Genomic DNA, 21,119 nt, shown 5'->3' with positions numbered 1-21,119 from the left:
CCACAGAAAACCGTATTATGATGAATATAAAGTTGAACATCAAAGGAGTACACGATATGCCGACCCAGCGCCGTCTTGAGACCGATGCGGACTTTCAGGAAGCCATGAATATGAAGTATAAGGTTCGAGTTTTTAAAGATAATCACCAGATTGACTCCGGTGGCATCATTATCCGTTTTGACAGCAATACCGTAGTGGTACAATCCAGTGTCAGTGAGCTCGCTTATCATTCGCGTACAGACTGTGAATTGTTCGAAATCCGCAAATAAAGATCTATTTCATGAATAAGTCCCTGTATTGAAAAAAGGTTACTGTAGCCCACCAAGGGTGTACAGGAACCTTCTTTTGTTTATATATCGTAATTGTATGCAATTAATACACGTTATCCGTACAAAACTGGCTTCAAACACCATAATTAGGCTGTTGTCTGTTCCAAGTTACACGCCGTCTCCAAACTGCCAGCAGTTCAAACTGAGCGTTCCATAAGGGTAAGACTGGAATAGACGCTTCGCTGATCGGGACATATCCGCTGTACCCATGGCGTAGAACAAAGGTGCAATGTGTTCTGTACCATACGACGGAACCGCCGTACGTGCATGAGGGGCCTTTTTCTCATATTGAAACAGTTCTCTTGTGTTCCACTGCTGCAAGCGCTCCCCGATCCAGTTATCAAATTCCACCGCCCACTCTTGTGGTTCATCCGTATTGCCCAGCAATCGCAAATTGTGAACCGTTCCACCGCTGCCAATGATTAACACATCATCATGACGCAGCTGTTCCAGCATTCGGCCAATATCATACTGTTCCTGCGGCGTACGCAGTGAGTCTACAGATACAGCAATCACAGGAATGTTAGCCTCGGGATACATATGGAGCAACGGTACCCATACGCCATGATCCAGCCCTCGGCCTCGAATCGGCTGATGTGCCAGATTACTGCGGGTGAACAAAGCACATATCTCGTTCGCTAAATCTGGCTGTCCAGATGCAGGGTATTCCATCGTATACATCGTAGAAGGAAATCCGTAAAAATCATGCAAGGTCTGATGTGTATCATCCATCGTCACGGACGGTTCAGGACAATCCCAATGCGCCGTAAATACAACAATGGCTTTCGGAGCCGGCAGCCTGTCTCCAAGCTGGTTCAAGAAGTGAGTGTAGTCATTGCTCTCCACCGCCAGAGCGGGAGAACCATGCGCAATGAAAAGTGCGGGTAATGTCATTGCTGCCAACCTCCAGACACGGATAGAATGCTTACTCCTCTATTTTACCCTTAAGAAGGCGCTTTTCCAAGCCGACATCCCCAAACAGTTGTAATCCTGCCACTTATATCATCCAGTGCTGCCAATCCTGCTCGATCTTCTGACGTTCGCCAAGCCACTCTCTGGTACGCGTAATTAGCTGTTCCCGCTCTTTACCTGAAGAGAAGGTGTGATCGCCCTGGAAGATGATCTCCTTGTCACAGCGGCCCTCTTGGCGCATCCAGAATACCTTTTGATACAGGAATGCGTAGTCTACAGGAATAATCTCATCTGACGTGCCATGCACAACGAGAACATCACCGCTAAACTTAACTGCTTCCTGGAATGGCTGTTGTTCAGCAAGAGACTCGAAGAACGTCGGTGTGAATTTGTATCCCAGATAATCAGCCGCACCCAGTTTCACGCCTTCATCGTATACTTCCCGTCCCGTAATCTTCACGATATCATTGAATGGATAACCCACGGAGGACCACATCACCAGGTTTTTGACACGTTTGTCACGTACAGCAGTTAGCAATGCAACGGCACCACCCAGACTATGACCAATCAGCGTAACGCGCGTAGGATCTACATCACTGCAATTGACCGCGTAGTCCAGCACCGAACGGGTCTGCAGCACCATGGACTCCAGTCCCTCCGCTCCATACTCCCCGCTGCTCTCTCCGCAACCGATATAATCGAAACGCAGGACCAGATAACCGTCTTCAGCCAGCTCCCGTGCAGTCTTTACAAACAAACGATCCACGCCGATCCGGCTACCAACGAAGCCGTGGCAGATGACCGCCAGAGGGACTCGCTGCTGACTCTTCTCCTCCTTGATATCTTTCACAACCGGATAATGAATCGTGGCTGTTAATTCTTCCTGTCCATGACGGATACTGATCTGACGTTCCATACCGATTTCCCCTTTCCTTGCTTAGCCTGTTGAGCTTCATTTATTAAATATATATAATCCGATAAGTTTAGTGTGTATTAAGATGTTATTCATATATTATCATCCTGTAACCTTCAAGTCAACGTATGTAAGAACCCTTTCTACGTCGACTACCAATCTACATTTTATCGGATAATAGGCGCAAAAAAATGAGCCACGCTGATGACAGCTGGCCCGGATATCATTTGGAATTCAAACCAAGTGTTGCAGGGTCGTTATTCGTAGCTTCTACGGAACATCTCGTGGGTCTCCACCCGTCCATTCCACTCATGCTCATGACCCGAATCACTATTGTCCCAGAAACTTCTTCCCTTCAAATTGCCATCTGTCAGTTCTTCTGCATACTCCGTATCCTCCAGGTTCTCTTCAAAGGATACAACCTCGTCCACGACTCCACGGGAGTTGCTGTTCAGTAGCAGCTTCCGCGTCAATTCTGTTTGTTTATCCATAACAAGCACACTCCAATCTTGGATTTCTGTTGGAAATGCTACTATTGTGATGGAATCGGCTGCTCTTTATGCATACTTCACACAATCGTTAGATCTGGGAGGGGTGAGGGTATTTTTTCACATGAACAGGGGAAAATAAACGAACAAACATAGGCAGCATATACCTCGGAACCCTTCTGCCGAAAGGAATGAATTCATGGAACATCTACTGGAATGGATTCAACATCACGGTAAACTGGTGCTGTTATGCACCTGTGTTATACTGGCCTGTGTATGGATATGGGTCCATCATGAGCAGCTTTTTTATAAGGAATGACTTTGCGAAACGAGAGCCCTTCCCGTATACTAAAATACCGTCAGGGTCTTCAGTCCATTGGAAGATCAGAACGTGTGTAGACAGGGGGAGCAATCATTGGGGATTTCCTATAAGAAGCTTAAAGAAATACAGAATCGGCAAATAACCGAGATGAGTCGAATGACACCTGAACATGTGAAATTGTATGACCAGATCAGTACAATTGCGCGTCATGCGCCAGTGGACGAGAGAACACAGGAAGAGTGGATACTCTCTGCAGGAAAAGCGATCGTACAGGCTCAACGGGATAACAAACCCGCTCGCGAGTTATACGGACCTGATCTGGAACAAGACATCCATGCACAGCTCGGGATAACAAATACAGCACCAGAGAAGACGGCTGCCGTTAAGGTGGGTAAATCCAGCCCAACCCTTGGTAATAGTCCAACAGCTTCATCGAAAAAGAATGCCAACGCTGTAGAACCACAGCCAACTGAGAATCCAGAGCCTGTGAAACGGACACCAAAGTGGTATGCCATGATCGCTTGGGTGGCTTTGTCTTTTGTCATGCTGATTCAAGGATGTGTGGGATTGTTCGTGGGTTGGACTGGCGGAGATACGGAACCGTTCCAACACATCAGTCTGTTCTCTCTGATCATTGCGGCAGTTGGAGGGATCGCATTGGTGGAGATGCTTCGCCGTCTTGCTGAGCGACCAGACGATGAAGGAGCGGACAAGAACACCGTACCTAAGGTTAACCTTAAGGGAATCATCATCTACATCGTCATCGTGGTCCTTGTGCTCTTTGTAGGGTATCCACTGCGTGATAAACTTCCGGTATTTGCACTGGCTCCGTGGGTGAGTGCCGTGATCGGAGTTGTGGGACTTGCAACGGTAAGGCCTTTATTTGGACAAAAGAAAACAGCATAACACGTATATAAGCGATTAAGGGGCTTCACGAATTCGTGAGGTCTTTTTCCATTTGGAGCTGGTTCCGATGTTTGATTCCTTTGCCCGGTGTCTCTCCAAACTCCCGCTTGAACATCCGGATAAAATAGTTCACTTCCATCCCTACGGTCTCTGCCGCCTCTCGTACACTTGCTCTTGGATGCTTGTCCAGCCATTCCGAAGCCTTCTGCAAACGTAATCGCTGCATATATTGATGCCCTGTCACGCCATAATGCTGGTGAAATAATCGGTTGAGATGCTGCACCGAATAACCCACTGCGTCAGCAACATGCTTCAATAACAGGTCATCCTGGTAGTGCGTATGCATCAATGCTACTGCTCGGACGAGTGCATCCTTGCTCGGATCGGGCTCCCGATTAGAGTGTTTTACAGTGCCGTCCTGTGCCATCGATGATCCAATACCTCCGATGCCGACATCAGATGGAATTTTCGATTGTGCTATATCCAAAATAAGCTGGTAGATCAGGGTTGATGTGTTCCACATCTCCGTTGCTCCTTGATCCAGCGCATGCCAGAGATTGGTCACCCGTGACCAGATGATTTCAAAACCAGAGATATGGCACGGTTCGTTCTGAAGCAAACCCGTGGATTGTAGTACCGATCCAGCCGATGTACCGCCAATACCGATATAACCCAGTTCCCCTTTGGATTTGGAATGAGGCACATACTCATGCGCAACCTCGGGTTCCACGATGAATAACTGCCCTGCTCCCATCGTCCATGTCCCTTTTCCCGTTATCTTGAACTGCCCTTCACCACCGCGTGACAAAAACAACTGATACACCGGAAATCCATCCGGTCTATGCAGAACTTTCTCTTCCTGCGTGCCTACACAATACAGGTACAGCGGCAACCGGGAATCCGGCAGGCCTGTCAAACGAAATGCAAGCATTCCATCATTCCTTTCGGCTCATAGGCTTTTACATAAGGTAAACTAAAGATATTTACACTGGCCACTCCGTTTCGTGTAAATGTTTAGCTCGATCTATATAGACAACTTTCCTTTATTATCCATTATTTATTCCCGATGTAACAATGGTCTTAGGAACCTTTTTGGCGACAAGATTTTCATAAAGCAAGTTTGAAATACACGCCAGACGATCGTTGTTCAGACATAATGAAAACACCCTTTCCGGATGGAAAGGGTGTTCGAGTTTGTTTCAGTGTAAATTTTTACATTCAACCCTGTGGAGGTGTTTACCCCTCACTTGAGGCTGGTGGATTGGTAGTAGACATCTGCTCCTGTGTAGGCGTAGGCTGAGCTTTTTCAAGCTTGAATGTATCCGATGGGCCTGAAAGTGTATGTTTATTCGTTGTTGTATTTGCAGCAACTGAAAGAATATACACCTTGTACTCGGCTCCTTCCACCAGATTGGCTCCAGTTGAATCTATAGCTGTTTTTGTTAAAGTAACTTCAACCCCTGCAGGATTTCCAATTGGGTAGCTAGTGTTAGAGCTTGCTGTAGTAATATCCAAATTATCTGTTCCTTTAACAATAAAGAGTCGGTATGCAGAAATCCCCGTTTCAGCAGTTGGTTTAGTAAAGCTAAGCTTATAACTCGCTTCGGTTACAGTACTTGTATTTTGAAGGCCTGTTATAGTGGCAGTTTGAACCGCATTTGCTTGTGCAAAGATATTAAACTCATTGGAAGCAGAGGACAGATTGGAAACACGTGATGTACTGTCCGAAACGGACAAGACAAACACTCTGTATTTCTGTCCAGCTACAAGGACACTACCATTAATATCTCGATGTCCACCGTTTAGTACTACCGGACTGCCTGCATTGTTTTTATTAATTTCAATAAAAGAATTAATTCCAAGAGCAGAACTTGTATTGAATGCACTCACTTGGTTAGCAGGCACAATCAAAATACGATAATTGGAGATATTGGCCTCGTTAGTTGCCTTATTGAAGGTTATTGTTACATCCGAAGGCGTTCCAGACTGTCCTTGATCTTTAACGATTGCATTCACATTACTCGCCACTGCTACAGCGGAATTTGAAGTCAGTGTGATTACACTGGAGGCTGACGATAGTGCATTTGCCAAAGATGTATTATTATTCACAGCCATCACGTACACGCGATAGCCCACATCATTACGAATAAAGTCACCATCCACTGTTCTCGAACCATTAGATAAAGTAATCGTCTGGTTACTTCCAGTTCTACTTACATACGTATAATTTGAGCTATTCACTACATTGGCTGTGTTCAGATTAAACGTGCTACCAGACTTCACCACAAACACCCGATAGTGATTCACATTTGTCTCATCTGCGGATTTAGTGAACGTTACACGCAGATCGCGTCCATCTCCAGTATCCCCAATATCAGATGGCATCACACTGCTCGGAGCGGTTACAGCCGCGTTTGCCGACAGTGTAATCTGTGAAGAGTAACCAGACAAAGCATTCTGACTGGAGTTTCCGTTGTTATTCACCGACAGCACGAATACCCGATAAGCAACGTTATTGGTAATGGTATAACCATTCGTATCTACCGCATAGTTTGGAAGCGTAACGGACAGGTTACCACCCGTTTTGTTCACCTGCGTATAGTTGTTCGACGCATTTGCAGCGCTCAGCGTGAAGCTGCCCACATTAGCGGAACGGACTACATACACTCTATAGGCGGAGATTCTGGATTCATCCGCAGCTTTGTTGAAAGAAACCCGCAGATCACGCCCATCACCGTAGTCACTAATATCCGCAACAGCCAGGTTGCTAATAATTCCCGCGTTACCGTTCGTTGTTAGTCTCAGCACAGTGGAGGAAGTTGACAGCGCATTGGTGTATCCATTTTGCTGATTGCCCACCGCCATCACAAAGATGCGATAATCTTGCAGATTCGTCACGTTATAACCGCTTGTGTCCTTCATGGATGAAGGCAAAGTCGTTGTAATGTTGTTGCCTGTTTTGTTCACCGTATAGTACAGACTGGAGGACAGATTGCTTGCCGTTGTCAGATTAAAGCTGCTGGCAACCGAGTTACGCACCACAAAGACGCGATAATTCGCCACCTTGGACTCATCCGATGAACGGTTGAAAGTCACCTGAATATCACGGCCAACTCCATAATCCGAGTTATCCTTCACCTGTGTAATTACCGGAGACGTTGCTGTGTTCACCGACAGCGTAAGTGAAGATGATGCTGCGGACAGCTTGCTGTCTGTTGTTGTATTTGTGCTTACCGAAAGGATGTAGACCACATACGCTGTGTTACTTTTGATCAATTCGCCGGACGTATCCCGTGTCGAAGAAGTCAGCTTGCTTTTGACCGCAGCCGTGTTGCCTTTGTATATGATCGTGGAGTTCGAACTGGACACTTTGTTCGCTGCAGCCAGATTGAATGCAGAAGAATCCTTCGCTTTAACAACAAATGCACGATAATACGTAATGTTCGATGTTGTGCTCGGCTGCGTGAAGTTAATCTCCAGATCGCGGCCATCGCCATAGTCACTAATATCTGCGGCACGCAGGCTTGTAACCGCCTGTACTGTGGATTTCACATTATTGAGCTTCAATGCTTGGGAAGACCAGTTCAATGCATTTTTATAATTATTGCTGCTGTTACCAACAGTCAGTACATACAGACGATACGTTTCATTGCTGTTAAGCAAATCCCCGTTCACGTCACGTGTCTGCGCGTTAAGTGTCAGTTTCGGGTTGTTGCCATTCGGTGTAACCGATGTATAGTTCGCAGAAGGTACGGCAGTGGCTGAGGACTCCGTGAAGCTATTCACATCGCGAGTTTTCACCAGCATAATCCGGTAAGCAGATACCGCCTTCTCTGAAGTTGGACGTGTGAAGCTCACGGTCAAGTCACGACCATCTCCGTTACTTCCGGATACCGAACCGTAGATGTTCCATGCAGCATATTGTGTCTCATCCACTGGTGGCGTTGCCGTTGTCTTGATATCTACACGTTGATTGCGCGAGTTCCAGAATACTTTCTCTCCAAAAGCTTCACTGACAAAGCGAATTGGAACCATTGTGTTGCCCTTAATCGTGTTTGCAGGTACATCCAGCGATATCGCTTCCCCGTTGATGTATGCCGTTTTGGAACCAAGTTTCAAAGTAACTTCCTGATCGTCGCGAGTTGCAACAATCGTTTTGGTTCTGTTCGTGTATGATACCTTCGCGTCCAATCCTTCAAAAATGGACCGAAGCGGAACGAGCACGCGTCCACCTTTCATCACAGGTGCCTGAGCAGATGATAACTCTGCATCATTAATATATATACTGATCCTCGCAGCTGCATCCATAACCGACGTTGGAAGTGCGGACATCAGCATGGCCGATACAGCCAGCGCTGACATTACCTTCTTCACTTGTTTTCCTCCCGCTTTCCTCATATCCATATCCCCATTCTCGCAATTAGTTAACATCGAAATAGATTCGCTGTTCATTTCATTATTCCTGTATTTTCCTATGCACAACTAAGACGTTCTGATAAGCTCAAAGGTTTCCAGTTGTACAAAAAATATTTTCGCAGAAATCTCCCTCTATCTTCCACCCTCCAAAAGTTAAAAATAACAGAAGAATTTGTCACCATTCCGCAACCACATTCTGCACCAATTGGGTTAATGTATAGTGACTAGTGAACAACACCTATCATTTTCTCAACTACGGGAGGTTCATATCTATGACATCATTGTTCCAATCTGCCAATCGTAAAGGCATGCGCACCTTCATTACAGTTACGGCCATCCTCATGTTGCTCCAAACAGCTGTCGGTCCATTATCCGGAGTTGCTGCTGCCGCATCTTCCAGTACAGATACCAAAGTCACAACTGCCAGTTCAACAACGATATATAAAACATTTCAGTCCATGCTCTACAAAAAGAACGGCTTGCCTGCCGCGGATACTTATCTCGAATCTCATATCAATCAAGTCACCACTCATCATGCAACTCTGATGGTCTTACAACTGGAGAATGCCCGCAACAAGGCGTTAACAGCCATGACGGACCGTCTACTGGTGCCTAATGTTCAAGACAAGATGATCAAAGCCTACAAGTGGAATGATAGCTTCACCCAACTGATGAGCCGCACCAACGACGCCAGTCTGCGTGCACTGCTCCAGCAAGCACGGGATAGCGGTTATCGCCTGGTTATGCTGGAAGGTTCTCTTTATCCAATCATGAACTATATGTCTTTTCAGAAATATATCTCGTACGTGAAGCCAGACATCAAACAATACATTAATATCATGGCGGTCGAAACCAGTAACCTTGCCGCCGACGATGGTGCACTGGTTATTGGCTATCAGGAAATACTCAATCGCGCTTTGAAGCAGGAACGATTTCTGAACGAATATCCCAAGTCCAATCGGGTACAACAGGTGAAGAACCTGATGAATAACTATACCTTGTATACGTTTTATGGCCTGAATAATACGCCTTTATTTGACTATGAAACGAACAAAATGACTGCCAATGCCCAGAAAGGTTACAAAGCTGTCTTACAACGTAACTCATCCGAAGACAGTGCCTTCCTGACCAAACTCGAAAAGTTCATGGACATCGTAAACGAAGCCAAATTCGAGAAAACCGCTGCTGTCGAGAAATGGCTGGAACAGAATGTGCCGGTCAGCGACTATGCGAATTATTGAGTTAATCCGCTCCCATGGTTAATATCCGGTTCAAGTTCATGCTAAGTTCCATCCAACATATCACCATACCAAAAACCGCCACAGGATTCGCCCCTATGGCGGTTTCTTCTTTGTTTCTATAGTCAGAACTGACTCAACCCGTCAGCTCCCTGCACTATTGAATCGGTTTGACCATATGATTATACTCATGTCCAGCGATGACAATCACATCGTCTTTGACATATCCCTGCCGTTCGTACAGCATTAGCGCACGGCCGTTGTCTCGTTCTACAATCAGGGATACCTGTGAGTGACCCAGGTCTCTGCCCTGCTGCTCAAAAGCAGCCATCAGTGCCCGGCCGATGCCCTGCCCCTGATAAGCTTCACTTACCGAGAGAGTATCCAGATAATACTCCCCCGGACGGGTTTCTTTGACCAATGCATACTTCTCATCCCGGCTTCGTCCAGTTCGATTCAGAATCGGCTGGTCCAGACGATCTGCTTCACCGCCATCATAGGCTACCAGAATTCCCGCAATCAGCCCATCCTGCTCCATCACGGTCACATGACGATAGCTAATCCGGTTGTTTTCCTGTACATAAAACGCCTGCAAAATCTGCATCGCCTTCTCATGATCCGCCTCACCCGCTAGCGAGTATGCAATGTCCCCGATCGCCTGATACAGTAACGGAATGACCTGATCTGCATCTTCTATGCGCGCAGGTCGGATCAGAGGAGATGTTTCTTGGTGATCTGATTGCATACTGGAATGTTTCATCAGATTAACATGTTGAACAGATTTAGATTTTTGTTCAGTTCGGTATAGGCGATACCTTTGCGGTTCATACGTTCAATGAGCGGGTGGTAATCTTCCTTGTACATCAGCTCGATGCCCACCAAGGCAGGGCCATTTTCCTTATCATGCTTTTTCGTATATTCAAACCGGGTGATATCATCATTCTTCCCTAGAACTTCCTCCAGGAATTCACGTAAAGCTCCTGCACGCTGCGGGAAATTAACCATGAAATAATACTTCAGACCTTCATAGATCAGGGAACGTTCCTTGATCTCCTGCATCCGGTCGATATCGTTGTTCCCGCCACTAATTACGCAGACCACCGTCTTGCCCACGATTTGCTCACGATACTGCTCAAGCGCCGCAACAGCCAGGGAACCGGCAGGCTCGACAACAATCGCATTTTCATTATATAACTCCAGAATAGTTGTACAGGCTTTGCCTTCTGGCACTTTCACAATGTCATCAAGTATACTATTGCAGATATCAAAGGTGAGGTCGCCCACACGTTTCACCGCTGCGCCATCCACAAATTTATCAATGTCATCCAACGTCACAACCTGTTTGCGGAACATCGCCTCACTCATGGAAGCTGCCCCAAGTGGCTCAACTCCAATGATGCGTGTCTCTGGACTCACGGTCTTCATGTAGGTTCCCACGCCGGCTGCCAACCCTCCGCCACCAATCGTCACGAATACATAGTCGGCATTCTCATCGAGACTTTCCATAATTTCCATCGCTACCGTACCATTACCTGCAATAATCTTGGGTTGATCAAACGGATGGATGAACGTCATGCCCTGTTCGTCACATGCACGCATTGCTTCTGCATAAGCATCATCATACGTATCTCCGATCAGCACCACTTCAACGTTGCTGCCGCCAAAACGTCTCACCTGCTTCACCTTCTGGTTCGGTGTTGTACTCGGCATGAAGATTTTGCCGTTAATTCCGAGCGCATTACAGCTAAAAGCAACACCCTGAGCATGGTTGCCCGCACTCGCACAGACAATACCCTTCTCCATCTCGGCTGGTGTCAGACTGCGAATCATATTATAGGCACCTCGAATTTTGAACGAACGCACCACTTGAAGGTCTTCCCTTTTCAGATACACATTACAGTTATATTTGGCCGACAATACAGCATCTCGCTGTAACGGCGTTCTTACAATGACCTCACGCAGCACATGATGTGCGCGCACGATATCTTCCATGCCAACACTGGCACGACCGGGACTTGTGGTTCCCGTTGGTTCTTGTTCAACTGGTTTCATGTTGTCTCCACACTCCGCTTTTATGGTCTAGCAATGTCGCGCACTGCTTTTCTTTGTATTGTATCACTTTTGTTCTGTTCTTGCGCCTGAGCTCACATCATTTATCATTCGTACAATTTCATCAATAATGACCTGAGGGTCTGTATACATAACCATATGTCCCGATTGATCCGCCCCAATCCATCTCGCATTGGATAGTTGGCTCACCGTCTGGCGATGCGCCGTGATAAGGGCGGGTCTGATTTTCCCCTCTCCCTTGCCCGGTTTCGTACCCGAGATCACGCTAACTTCCAGATCACCTAGAGCCGGAGGATGTTTCAGCAACGCTGCCATGTCATCCAGAAATGTTTTGCCTTCTGCAAGCATCGTGCTGGCTGCCCGTACAGTGAAATCCTCCTTGAGGTGATCCGCTGCCACATCGTCAGGCTGAACACTTCCAGCTTTGCTGCCAAGCATCTTATATAAGCCAGTCCGCGCCATGATTGGAATAATGAAACCGTTAATGGCAAAGCTCTTTTTAGTAAGCTTGGAAAAATACATTTCGCAATGCTCGTCTGATGGATCTACCAGAATAATGCCACGTAATCGAGATAGATGTGCAGCTGCCGCAGCCCGTACAATCGTACCTCCCCAGCTATGTCCAACCAGAATGAATGGGCCCGAACCAAGAGCCGTCAGCAGATCCCCTAGATCTCCTGCAATGCGTTCAAGACTGCGCGGAGCCGAGTCGACGTCACTTCGTCCTGCGCCTGCCCTATCATACACAACAGCACGTGCATGCTCAGCAATGGCTGGTGCAACCAGTCCCCAGTTTGATCTGGAGGCGCCCATACCGGACTCAAATACAACCGTTAGATCGCCTGTTCCCCTGTACATATAATGTAGTTTGCGACCATCGCGGGTCTGAACAAACGCACTTGAACCAAATGTATGTGAGCTAGGGTTAGGATTCATATTTCCCTCCTGATTACATGCATAGTCATCTATCACCGAATCTAATTGAAAATGATTATCAATTACTTCATTATAGAATAATCCATGCTTTACGACAACCATGTTGCTTCAGCAAGATACAGGCGTTCTGTCGCATCTATCACGTTTCAAGGATCATTCCCCGCCCCACCGTTCTGCTAAGCCTCCTTTTTCCTTATGAAAAAGAAAACCCGATCCATAATCAGATCGGGTAACTGTCCCAGCCATATGCGGCTGGCCATCATATATAAAAATATACAAAAACAGCCCGATTTCAATTTCCATCAGGGCTGTTTTTAACTGCTTTAGCTTCACGATACCTAGGATTAAACATACTGCTCATTCAATAAGGAAACACCCAATTTACGCCTGTGTCTTAAACCAAGCTGCCGCGGCTTCAGCCTCGGTACGAGTCAACTGATGACCCTGACGCTCCCAATGCATGTTTACATCGGCACCTGCACCGCTGAGCAGCGAAGCCAATTCGTCCGTTTCACGTCTGGGTACAATCGGATCATTCTCGCCCGCACCAATGAACACAGGCAGACCTTTCAGATCCGGCAGGTCAAGTCCGCGCAGCGGTACCATCGGATGATGCAGAATTGCACCTTTGAATACATCTGCTTGATGGAAGATCAAGCTTGCCGCAATGTTGGCACCGTTAGAGTAACCCAGTGCATACACGCTAGAGCGATCAAAACCGTATTCCACCGCAGCTGCATCTACAAAAGATCCCAGCTCTGCCGTACGAGCAATCAGATCCTCTTCGTCAAAAATGCCTTCGGCCAGGCGGCGGAAGAAACGGGGCATCCCGTTCTCCGATACATTACCCCGCACCCCAAGTATGCCAGCTCCTGGTGCGATCATCTCCGCCAGACCAACCAGATCGTTCTCGGTTCCGCCTGTACCGTGAAGTAACAGGATTGTTGGCGCATCCGGCTGAGCACCTGCTTTATAGATATGTTTCATTGTATTGGTTGTGGTCATGATTTGGACTCCCCTTTCCATTCACGTACTTCAATTCGTGGCAACAATTGTTCAATCTGTTCGCGCTGTGGTTCATACCATTCAGGCAACATCAGTTTCTCACCCATGCTCTCTGCTGGTTCATCCCGTGCAAATCCCGGAGGATCCGTAGCCAGTTCGAACAGTATACCACCCGGCTCCCGGAAATACACAGCGTTGAAGTATTGACGGTCAATGACTGGCGTTGGATGATACCCGGATTGTTCAAGATCCTGCTGGATTTGTTCATGCTCCGCGTAATCTTTGGCACGCCATGCAATATGGTGGACCGTACCGGCTCCGCCAATCCCGCGTTGGATGCCTGTGGACTGAATATCGATGATCTGACCGATATCGCCGCTTGCCTGAAGACGAAGGAGTCCGTTCTCTTCACCGACCTGCTCCAGACCCAGTTTGCTCACCAAGACGTCCATGGTTTTTTCAGGAACGTGGCTGAACAATACGGCTCCGCCAAATCCTTTAATGGCATGCTCCGGTGTCACACCGTTGAAACTCCAGTTGCTTGGCTGACCGCCTTCACGCTCAACCAGTTCAAGCAGCAGACCCCCTTTGTCGAAGAAACGAATGTACTGCTCACCAAATCTGGTTTTATTTTCATATGGAATGTCGAAGGAAGCAAGACGTTCTTTCCAGAAAGGCAGGCTTCCTACAGGAACCGCATATACGGTAACTCCAGTCTGACCTGACCCAATGACACCTCTTCTTGAATTTTGTTGTGGGAAAAAGGTAATGATTGTGCCCGGTGCACCCTGCTCATTCCCGTAATACAAGTGATACACGTCCGGTGCATCAAAGTTAATTGTTTTTTTCACCAGTCTGAGCGCCAACACACCTGCATAAAAATCAACGTTTTTCTGCGCATCGTCAACAAAAGCGGTAATATGATGAATTCCTGAAGTTCTGAACATAATCTCCACTCCCTTGGTTTTAGTTGTATCATAGGTTGTTTTTGCTTCTTTTATTTATTGCTTTTCGTTATTTATCTTTAAATTAAGATTCTTTAAATTCATATTAATCCATTGAACCACAATATGCAAGCTTTTATTTTAAAATTAAGATTAAATACAAAAAGCAGGCCCCGATCACTCCGGGAACCTGCTTAGCATTATAACGATTGATTAGGTTGTTTCGTATTCCTGTATTACTGCTTCTTAAACCAGTTTCATTCTTTTTGGTGGATTCACCAAATCTTTATGCTCGTATTCATCCTTGATATCTCCGACAATCTCTTCAAGGATATCCTCCATTGTAACCATACCAACCGTACCACCTGCCTCGTTTTTCACGGTTGCAATGTGTACGCGGCTTTGCTGCATCTGGATCAGTACATCCTTGATTGGAGAACGCTCGGAGAAACTCGGCGTATTGTGAACAAATGTCTCCATATTGAAGTCTCTGCCCGCAGCTACACTCGTCAGCATTTCTTTGGTGTTGATAAAGCCCACAAAATGCGCCTGATCCCCATTCGCAATAACAGGGTATCTCGTGTATTCGTGTCGATTCAGCGTTTCAATGATCTGATCAAGTGGCATTTCCTTATTCAACGTAACAATTTTATCTCGTGGAATCATGATCTCCTGAAGCAGACGCTCATCAAAAGCAAAAATGTTTTTGAGATAGTCCAGCTCCGTCTGGTTGATCTCGCCACTCTCATAGCTCTGTGCCATAATCAGCTTCAGCTCTTCTTCCGAGTGAACGGTATCATGTCCGGCAGGTTTTACACCAAAGATACCAAGCAACAGACGAGCAGCTCCATTTAATGCATAAATGAACGGATTCATGATTTTACCGAACCAGTACAGTGGTGGTGCCAGCAACAGCGTCATTCTCTCTGCAAACTGAATCGCCAGTGTTTTCGGTGCCAATTCACCAATTACCACGTGCAGGAACGTAATGATCGCCAGAGCGATACCGTAGGAAAGCACGGTAGACAATGCCGCCGGCACTTCCATGCGCTCAAAGAGCGGATGCAGCATTTTCTCAACGGTAGGTTCACCCAAGGCTCCCAATACCAGCGCCGTGATGGTAATCCCCAATTGACATGCCGACAGATAATAATCCAGGTTGTGCGCCACTTTTTTGGCCAGTACTGCCTTTTTGTTTCCTTCCGAGATCAATTGATCGATTCGGGACATCCGTACTTTAAGAATTGCAAATTCGGCTCCAACGAAAAAGGCTGTCAGACCTATAAATACGGCTACTAAAAATAAATTCAAGGCTATTATTCCGTCCAATGATTTCCCTCAGGTTGAGGGATTCACCTCCAAGTAAAATTTATATTAAGGTTGCACGAGTGATGTTCCGATGACGGCTCGTTCTTCCGATCGCCATTGCCTCCAAATTTTCCTGATTGTTGTTTTCAAAGGTTTAAAATTGGTTTGCAAACGCGAATGCTACGCTTCTTCAGAATCGATTCCGTCCCCTACACTGTTACGTTGCCAAAACGCTTTAAATTCTGAGGGCAGTAGCCAAATAGGCAGTCAAACCCTAGATTACAGTCATGATCGAACCAACATCACGCTAGGTCGCTAGTAGCTTCCTCAATCTGCGCACCGCTCACTCGTTCCAGAAGAACTTGCTTGATGTGATAATTTTCGGTGTCCACAACGGTCCAGACATAATCGCCGTGTTCTACCGTGTCTCCTTTTTCCACCCCTACACCCTTCTGGTATTGAATCCATCCGGCCACGGTGTCCATCTCTTCATTTCCTTCAAAGCTAAGTCCGAACTGCCGCTCCAGTTCATCCAAAAGTACCCGGCCATTAATGAGATATTGATTCTCTCCGGTCTCCTGAATATCGGCCACCTCATCATCATCGAATTCATCGCGTATCTCACCGACAAGCTCCTCCAGAATATCCTCCATCGTAATGATACCCGAGGTACCGCCGTATTCATCCACAACCACGGCCATGTGTACACGTTCCTGCTGCATTTTAATCATTGCATCCTGAATACTTGTAACTTCGGAGACGAATGGGATCTCACGAACGAACTCCCGTAGTTGATACGATCTTGCGGCAACCATGTCAGGCAAAATCTTTTTCACATTCACAACGCCGATAATGCGGTCCTTGTCCCCATCCTCGATTACAGGGTAACGTGAATAGTTATGTTCATCCAATATAGGAATAATATCGTCATAGGTCATATCCTGATCTAATGTCACTAGTTCCGTACGCGGTACCATGATGTCTTTGGCATCACGTTCGTCGAACACAAATACATTTTCCAGATATGAAAGCTTGGTCTTGTTGTTCTCGTCCCCTTCATAACTCTGGTTCATGATGATTTTGATCTCGTCCTCCGAGTAGGCTTGATCATGTTTGGCAGGCTTCACACCGAATCCCCGCAGAAGAACACGGGAGGCTCCATTAAGCGCCCAGATGAATGGGTACATGACTTTACCAAACCAGTATAGCGATGGGGAGAGCATCAACGTCAGTTTTTCCGAAAACTGAATCGCCAGCGTTTTGGGTGCCATCTCACCAACAACCACATGCAAGAACGTAACGAGTATAAAGGCGATCGCATAAGAAGCAATCGACGAGATTGAAGCAGGTACATCTAAATAATTGAATACCGGATATAACAATCTCTCAACCGTCGGTTTTCCGAGTGCACCCAATCCCAGTGCGGTGACCGTAATACCGAGCTGACAGGCTGACAGATAATAATCCAGGTCCGAGACAACTTTTTTGGCGAGTACTGCCTTTTTATTGCCTTCCGCGACCAGTTGATCCACTCTTGATGTACGAATTTTGACTACAGCAAATTCCGATGCTACGAAAAATGCAGTCAATGCAATCAAGATAATAAGTAAAGCGATATTCAATATGGTAATTATGTCCAATGATTTCCCCGGTTCTCAGGGATTCACCTCCAGAGATAGTTACAGCGTGATCCGTTAACTACGTTAACCATTCATCCGCTGTTTTTTCGTTCATCATGGCTTATGCCTTATATGAAATCGAATAATGATCATATTTGTATATGTCGTACGGTTTGACCTTGTAAAATACAAAACAGGAATTCAAGATGAAGTCAATGACTTGCAGAAACTTCTCCATTCAAATCGGGTTACCCCTCATGCTGTCAATTGTTCCTCGCTTAACTCCACCTAGATTCGCCATTTGGACAATTTACAATATCGCCTACCCAATAGATATCCACCTCCCCTCATACGCATTCCTGTTTCCGAAAAGTATACCATGATTCCAGCACAACCATCCAGTTGCACGTTATGGTTTGGCACAAGCTTACAGTTTAATGTTCACAAATTAGTCTTTATGTATGTTACGAACTTTATATAATATGTTTGGTATGACCTTATAAGGTGATATTCTTCACATAATTAGTATAGTCCAATTTATAAAAATACTACCCCTTAATTTAGGGCATTAAACATGCCTGATTTAATCCTGTACTGTATCTTTCCCATGTTCTTTCCCGTATGGACAAGTCCAGCCGTTTGCACAAGATACATCTATATACGTAGCAAAGAGCCCGCAGGATGCAACAACCTTACGGCGCACATCTTTACGGGCTCTTAATATTCATTCTAGACCAGTGCTTTGGCAGCAATATCCGTCCGTTGATGTTTGCCATCAAAATGGATACATTCGGCCTGTGCATAGGCTTTGTTTCTAGCTTCTGCAATATCCGCACCAAGGCCAACTACGCCCAGGATCCGTCCACCATTGGTGACCCAGTCTCCTGCTTCACTACGCGCTGTACCTGCGTGGAATACCACGGCATCTTGCACTTGATCCAGACCTTCAATGACTACGCCTTTGGCATAAGGACCCGGATAACCTCCTGAAGCAAGCACCACACATACTGCGGCTTCATCGCTCCATTCAATTTCAATGTCTGCCAGCTTGCCATGAACGGTTGCCCAGAAGATATCGAACAGGTCACTCTTCAATCGTGGTAAAACAACCTGTGTCTCGGGATCACCGAAACGTGCGTTGAACTCAATCGTTTTAGGTTTACCATCTGGTGAAATCATCAGCCCAGCGAACAACACGCCTTGGAACGGACGCCCTTCGGATACCATGGCCTTGGCTGTTGGTTTGATGATTGTCTCTACGGCTTCTTCAATAATGGATGCAGGAATGTGTGGCAAAGGTGAATATGTACCCATACCTCCTGTGTTTGGCCCCTGATCATTATCGAATACAGGTTTGTGATCCTGTGCTGCAGCCATTGGACGAACCGTCTCCCCATCGACAAAAGCCAGAATCGACATTTCCTGTCCTGCGAGGAATTCCTCGATAATCACTTTGGCTCCTGCTTCACCAAATACTTTGTCAACCATGATACTGCGAAGTGCCTGATCAGCCTCTTCACGCGAATAAGCTACCGTCACACCTTTGCCCGCTGCCAAACCATCTGCCTTGATGACAACCGGAATTGCTTGCTCATTCAGGTATGCTTGAGCCTGTTCGTAGTTGTCGAATTTTTCATAGGCTGCCGTTGGAATGTTGTATTTGTGCAGCAGATCCTTCATGAACGTTTTACTTCCTTCGATCTCTGCTGCATTACGACGGGGTCCGAATACCGGAATATCTGTCACGTCAAATGCATCCACGATCCCATCCGCAAGCGGATCATCCGGACCAATAACCACCAGACCCACTTTAAGCTCTACAGCAAGAGCCGTTAGTTTATCGAATTCATTTACCGCAATGGCATGACACTCAGCGAGCTGAGCAATACCTGCATTTCCCGGTGCACAGTGAATCTTGTCTACCTTTGGACTCTTTGCCAGCGCCCAGATGATGGCATGTTCCCGGCCACCGCCGCCTACTACCAGAATATCCATTCGTTCTGTTCCCCCTCCGTGCATAACTGGATTTGTTACGCTAATGTCTGTTAAAAACCTAAAAAAGAGGGGGTGTACCATAAGTCATAAGTATGACTGGCGACACCCCTTATTAAACCTTTTTCGCTCTAGTGTTTGAAGTGACGAACGCCTGTGAAGACCATGGCAATTCCGTATTCATTCGCTACTTTGATGGATTCTTCATCTTTGATCGAACCACCAGGTTGAATTACTGCTGTAATTCCGGCTTTTGCTGCCAGTTCCAGCGTATCACCCATTGGGAAGAACGCATCGGATGCCAGAATAGCACCTTTTGCTTGCTCGCCCGCTTGCTCAATCGCAATTTTGGCTGCACCCACACGATTCATTTGTCCAGCGCCCACACCTACGGTCATATCATTCGCAGCAAGTACAATCGCATTGGATTTCACGTGTTTAACTACTTTCCAGCCAAACAACAGCTGTTTCAGTTCTTCTTCCGATGGTGCACGATCCGTTACCACGTTCAGCTCGCTCGCTTCAATGGAATGCACATCCGACTGTTGCACGATCATGCCGCCGTCGATGGACGTAACCACGAATTGGCTTTCCCGTTTACGAGCAGCATTTAGTTCGCCCGTTTTGAGCAAACGAATGTTTTTCTTCTTCGTCAGGATATCGAGAGCTTCTTGCGTAAAGTCAGGGGCAAGTACGATTTCCAGGAAAATCTCGCTCAATTTGCCTGCTGTATCGCTGTCGATAATGCGGTTTGCTGCCACAATGCCACCAAAGATAGACGTTGGATCTGCAGCATATGCCTTGCTGTAAGCTTCATAGATACTTGCGCCAATACCTACGCCGCATGGGTTCATATGTTTAACCGCGACAACGGCTGGTTCTTCAAATTCTTTGACAATCTGCAATGCTGCGTTAGCATCGTTGATGTTATTGTAAGACAACTCTTTGCCATGCAATTGCTCGGCTGTTGTCAACGTATCTTGAGCAGCCAGCGGTTTGCGGTAGAATGCCGCCTGCTGATGTGGATTTTCGCCGTAACGCAAATCCTGGAGTTTTTCGTAAGTAACCGTCAGACGCTCTGGCAGTGGATCGCCATTTACGTTGGACAGGTAATCGGAGATGAGTGCATCGTAAGCCGCCGTATGACGGAACACTTTTGCCGCAAGCCGTTTGCGAGTTTCTAGAGTTGTGTCTCCATCGTGGCGCACTTCCTCCAGCACTTGGCTGTAATCAGATGCGTCTACAACGACACTGACAAAGGCATGGTTTTTGGCTGCCGAGCGAAGCATCGTTGGACCGCCAATATCGATGTTCTCGATGGCATCTTCGTATGCCACATCCGGTTTCGCAATAGTCTCTTGGAATGGGTACAGGTTCACGACAACCAGATCGATATAGCCGAGACCGAGTTCTTCCATCTGGCGTGTGTGCTCTTCGTTATCACGCACAGCCAACAACCCACTATGAACTGCCGGATGTAATGTTTTGACACGTCCGTCCATGATTTCCGGAAATCCGGTCACATCCGAAATTCCGATGACAGGTACGCCTTCCTTCGACAACAGGCTGCTTGTACCTCCTGTCGAAATAATCTCCACACCCATTTGCGACAGCTCGCGGCAAAAGTCCACGATGCCCGTTTTATCCGATACGCTAACCAGCGCTCTTTTGATACTCACAATATGCTCCTCCTTTAATGTCCCATGGCTTCGCGTTTCCTG

17 protein-coding genes are annotated in these 21,119 nt (G+C 46.7%); 3 read left to right on the top strand and 14 right to left on the bottom strand.

All coding sequences use genetic code 11. The annotated features are described in order from the left end of the window. Positions 1–56: 56 nt before the first annotated feature. On the top strand, positions 57–269 hold the full coding sequence (locus tag MKY66_RS03975) for a hypothetical protein (RefSeq protein ID WP_017690673.1): 213 nt from the start codon (positions 57–59) through the stop codon (positions 267–269). Positions 270–437: 168 nt separating this feature from the next. Here MKY66_RS03975 and MKY66_RS03970 read toward each other — a convergent pair whose 3' ends face one another. The 3 genes from MKY66_RS03970 to MKY66_RS03960 form a co-directional block, all read right to left on the bottom strand. Beyond that, the gene (locus MKY66_RS03970; RefSeq protein WP_017690674.1) at positions 438–1,223 is read right to left on the bottom strand and encodes a class III extradiol ring-cleavage dioxygenase; all 786 of its coding nucleotides are present in this window, start codon (positions 1,221–1,223) and stop codon (positions 438–440) included. A 103-nt stretch (positions 1,224–1,326) separates the two neighbouring features. After that, positions 1,327–2,157 carry an alpha/beta fold hydrolase gene (locus tag MKY66_RS03965; RefSeq protein ID WP_036606057.1) on the bottom strand — a complete coding sequence of 277 codons (831 nt, stop codon included), beginning with the start codon at positions 2,155–2,157 and terminating at the stop codon, positions 1,327–1,329. 254 nt (positions 2,158–2,411) lie between these two features. Next, positions 2,412–2,645, bottom strand: a complete 234-nt coding sequence (locus MKY66_RS03960; protein WP_047840502.1) for a hypothetical protein — start codon at positions 2,643–2,645, stop codon at positions 2,412–2,414. A 412-nt stretch (positions 2,646–3,057) separates the two neighbouring features. On the opposite strand from MKY66_RS03960, the gene MKY66_RS03955 reads away from it, so the two are divergent. Further along, complete coding sequence (locus MKY66_RS03955) at positions 3,058–3,870, top strand: DUF1129 family protein (protein WP_083657299.1); 813 nt, start codon at positions 3,058–3,060, stop codon at positions 3,868–3,870. Positions 3,871–3,895: 25 nt separating this feature from the next. On the opposite strand, the gene MKY66_RS03950 is transcribed toward MKY66_RS03955, so the two are convergent. Together MKY66_RS03950 and MKY66_RS03945 are read right to left on the bottom strand one after the other, a co-directional pair. Then, entirely contained in the window at positions 3,896–4,801 is a 906-nt protein-coding gene (locus tag MKY66_RS03950) for an AraC family transcriptional regulator (RefSeq protein ID WP_076215094.1), read from the bottom strand. 305 nt (positions 4,802–5,106) lie between these two features. After that, a complete protein-coding gene (locus MKY66_RS03945; RefSeq protein WP_179088569.1) occupies positions 5,107–8,244 on the bottom strand; it encodes a copper amine oxidase N-terminal domain-containing protein in 3,138 nt (1,045 codons plus the stop codon). Positions 8,245–8,558: 314 nt separating this feature from the next. Here MKY66_RS03945 and MKY66_RS03940 point away from each other — a divergent pair, with 314 nt between their 5' ends. After that, the gene (locus MKY66_RS03940; RefSeq protein WP_076215100.1) at positions 8,559–9,527 is read left to right on the top strand and encodes a hypothetical protein; all 969 of its coding nucleotides are present in this window, start codon (positions 8,559–8,561) and stop codon (positions 9,525–9,527) included. A gap of 154 nt (positions 9,528–9,681) precedes the next feature. Here the strand turns inward: MKY66_RS03940 and MKY66_RS03935 are convergent, their stop codons facing one another. The 9 genes from MKY66_RS03935 to purH form a co-directional block, all read right to left on the bottom strand. Further along, positions 9,682–10,284 (bottom strand): GNAT family N-acetyltransferase, encoded by a 603-nt coding sequence (locus MKY66_RS03935; protein ID WP_339806892.1) that lies wholly within the window; start codon positions 10,282–10,284, stop codon positions 9,682–9,684. Next, positions 10,284–11,576 carry a threonine ammonia-lyase IlvA gene (ilvA, locus tag MKY66_RS03930; protein ID WP_017690682.1) on the bottom strand — a complete coding sequence of 431 codons (1,293 nt, stop codon included), beginning with the start codon at positions 11,574–11,576 and terminating at the stop codon, positions 10,284–10,286. The genes MKY66_RS03935 and ilvA overlap by 1 nt, the downstream gene beginning before the upstream one ends. A 63-nt stretch (positions 11,577–11,639) precedes the next feature. Then, complete coding sequence (locus tag MKY66_RS03925; protein WP_076215105.1) at positions 11,640–12,530, bottom strand: alpha/beta hydrolase; 891 nt, start codon at positions 12,528–12,530, stop codon at positions 11,640–11,642. Positions 12,531–12,911: 381 nt separating this feature from the next. Beyond that, positions 12,912–13,517, bottom strand: a complete 606-nt coding sequence (locus tag MKY66_RS03920) for an alpha/beta hydrolase (protein ID WP_076215168.1) — start codon at positions 13,515–13,517, stop codon at positions 12,912–12,914. 14 nt (positions 13,518–13,531) lie between these two features. Next, positions 13,532–14,485, bottom strand: coding sequence for a ring-cleaving dioxygenase (locus tag MKY66_RS03915; protein WP_143760376.1), 954 nt, complete (start codon positions 14,483–14,485; stop codon positions 13,532–13,534). Between the two features lie 240 nt (positions 14,486–14,725). Further along, on the bottom strand, positions 14,726–15,808 hold the full coding sequence (locus MKY66_RS03910; RefSeq protein ID WP_076215108.1) for a hemolysin family protein: 1,083 nt from the start codon (positions 15,806–15,808) through the stop codon (positions 14,726–14,728). A gap of 281 nt (positions 15,809–16,089) precedes the next feature. Further along, complete coding sequence (locus MKY66_RS03905; RefSeq protein WP_076215111.1) at positions 16,090–17,427, bottom strand: hemolysin family protein; 1,338 nt, start codon at positions 17,425–17,427, stop codon at positions 16,090–16,092. A 708-nt stretch (positions 17,428–18,135) separates the two neighbouring features. After that, positions 18,136–19,401 carry a phosphoribosylamine--glycine ligase gene (gene purD / locus MKY66_RS03900; protein ID WP_076215114.1) on the bottom strand — a complete coding sequence of 422 codons (1,266 nt, stop codon included), beginning with the start codon at positions 19,399–19,401 and terminating at the stop codon, positions 18,136–18,138. Positions 19,402–19,529: 128 nt separating this feature from the next. After that, positions 19,530–21,077 (bottom strand): bifunctional phosphoribosylaminoimidazolecarboxamide formyltransferase/IMP cyclohydrolase, encoded by a 1,548-nt coding sequence (purH, locus tag MKY66_RS03895; protein WP_076215117.1) that lies wholly within the window; start codon positions 21,075–21,077, stop codon positions 19,530–19,532. Positions 21,078–21,119: the final 42 nt, after the last annotated feature.

Origin of the sequence: Paenibacillus sp. FSL R5-0766, assembly GCF_037971845.1 — a bacterium.
Lineage (GTDB): Bacteria > Bacillota > Bacilli > Paenibacillales > Paenibacillaceae > Paenibacillus.
Note: the sequence above shows the minus strand (reverse complement) of the source record. Positions and strands in the feature narration are given on the sequence as shown.

Bases quoted from the DNA above. Each gene is read 5' to 3' on its own strand.
- MKY66_RS03940 (WP_076215100.1), top strand. From the start codon at position 8,559: ATGACATCATTGTTCCAATCTGCCAATCGTAAAGGCATGCGCACCTTC.
- MKY66_RS03960 (WP_047840502.1), bottom strand. From the start codon at position 2,645: ATGGATAAACAAACAGAATTGACGCGGAAGCTGCTACTGAACAGCAAC.
- MKY66_RS03920 (WP_076215168.1), bottom strand. From the start codon at position 13,517: ATGAAACATATCTATAAAGCAGGTGCTCAGCCGGATGCGCCAACAATC.
- MKY66_RS03935 (WP_339806892.1), bottom strand. From the start codon at position 10,284: ATGAAACATTCCAGTATGCAATCAGATCACCAAGAAACATCTCCTCTG.
- MKY66_RS03925 (WP_076215105.1), bottom strand. From the start codon at position 12,530: ATGAATCCTAACCCTAGCTCACATACATTTGGTTCAAGTGCGTTTGTT.
- MKY66_RS03950 (WP_076215094.1), bottom strand. From the start codon at position 4,801: ATGCTTGCATTTCGTTTGACAGGCCTGCCGGATTCCCGGTTGCCGCTG.
- MKY66_RS03965 (WP_036606057.1), bottom strand. From the start codon at position 2,157: ATGGAACGTCAGATCAGTATCCGTCATGGACAGGAAGAATTAACAGCC.
- MKY66_RS03970 (WP_017690674.1), bottom strand. From the start codon at position 1,223: ATGACATTACCCGCACTTTTCATTGCGCATGGTTCTCCCGCTCTGGCG.
- purD (WP_076215114.1), bottom strand. From the start codon at position 19,401: ATGGATATTCTGGTAGTAGGCGGCGGTGGCCGGGAACATGCCATCATC.
- ilvA (WP_017690682.1), bottom strand. From the start codon at position 11,576: ATGAAACCAGTTGAACAAGAACCAACGGGAACCACAAGTCCCGGTCGT.
- MKY66_RS03975 (WP_017690673.1), top strand. From the start codon at position 57: ATGCCGACCCAGCGCCGTCTTGAGACCGATGCGGACTTTCAGGAAGCC.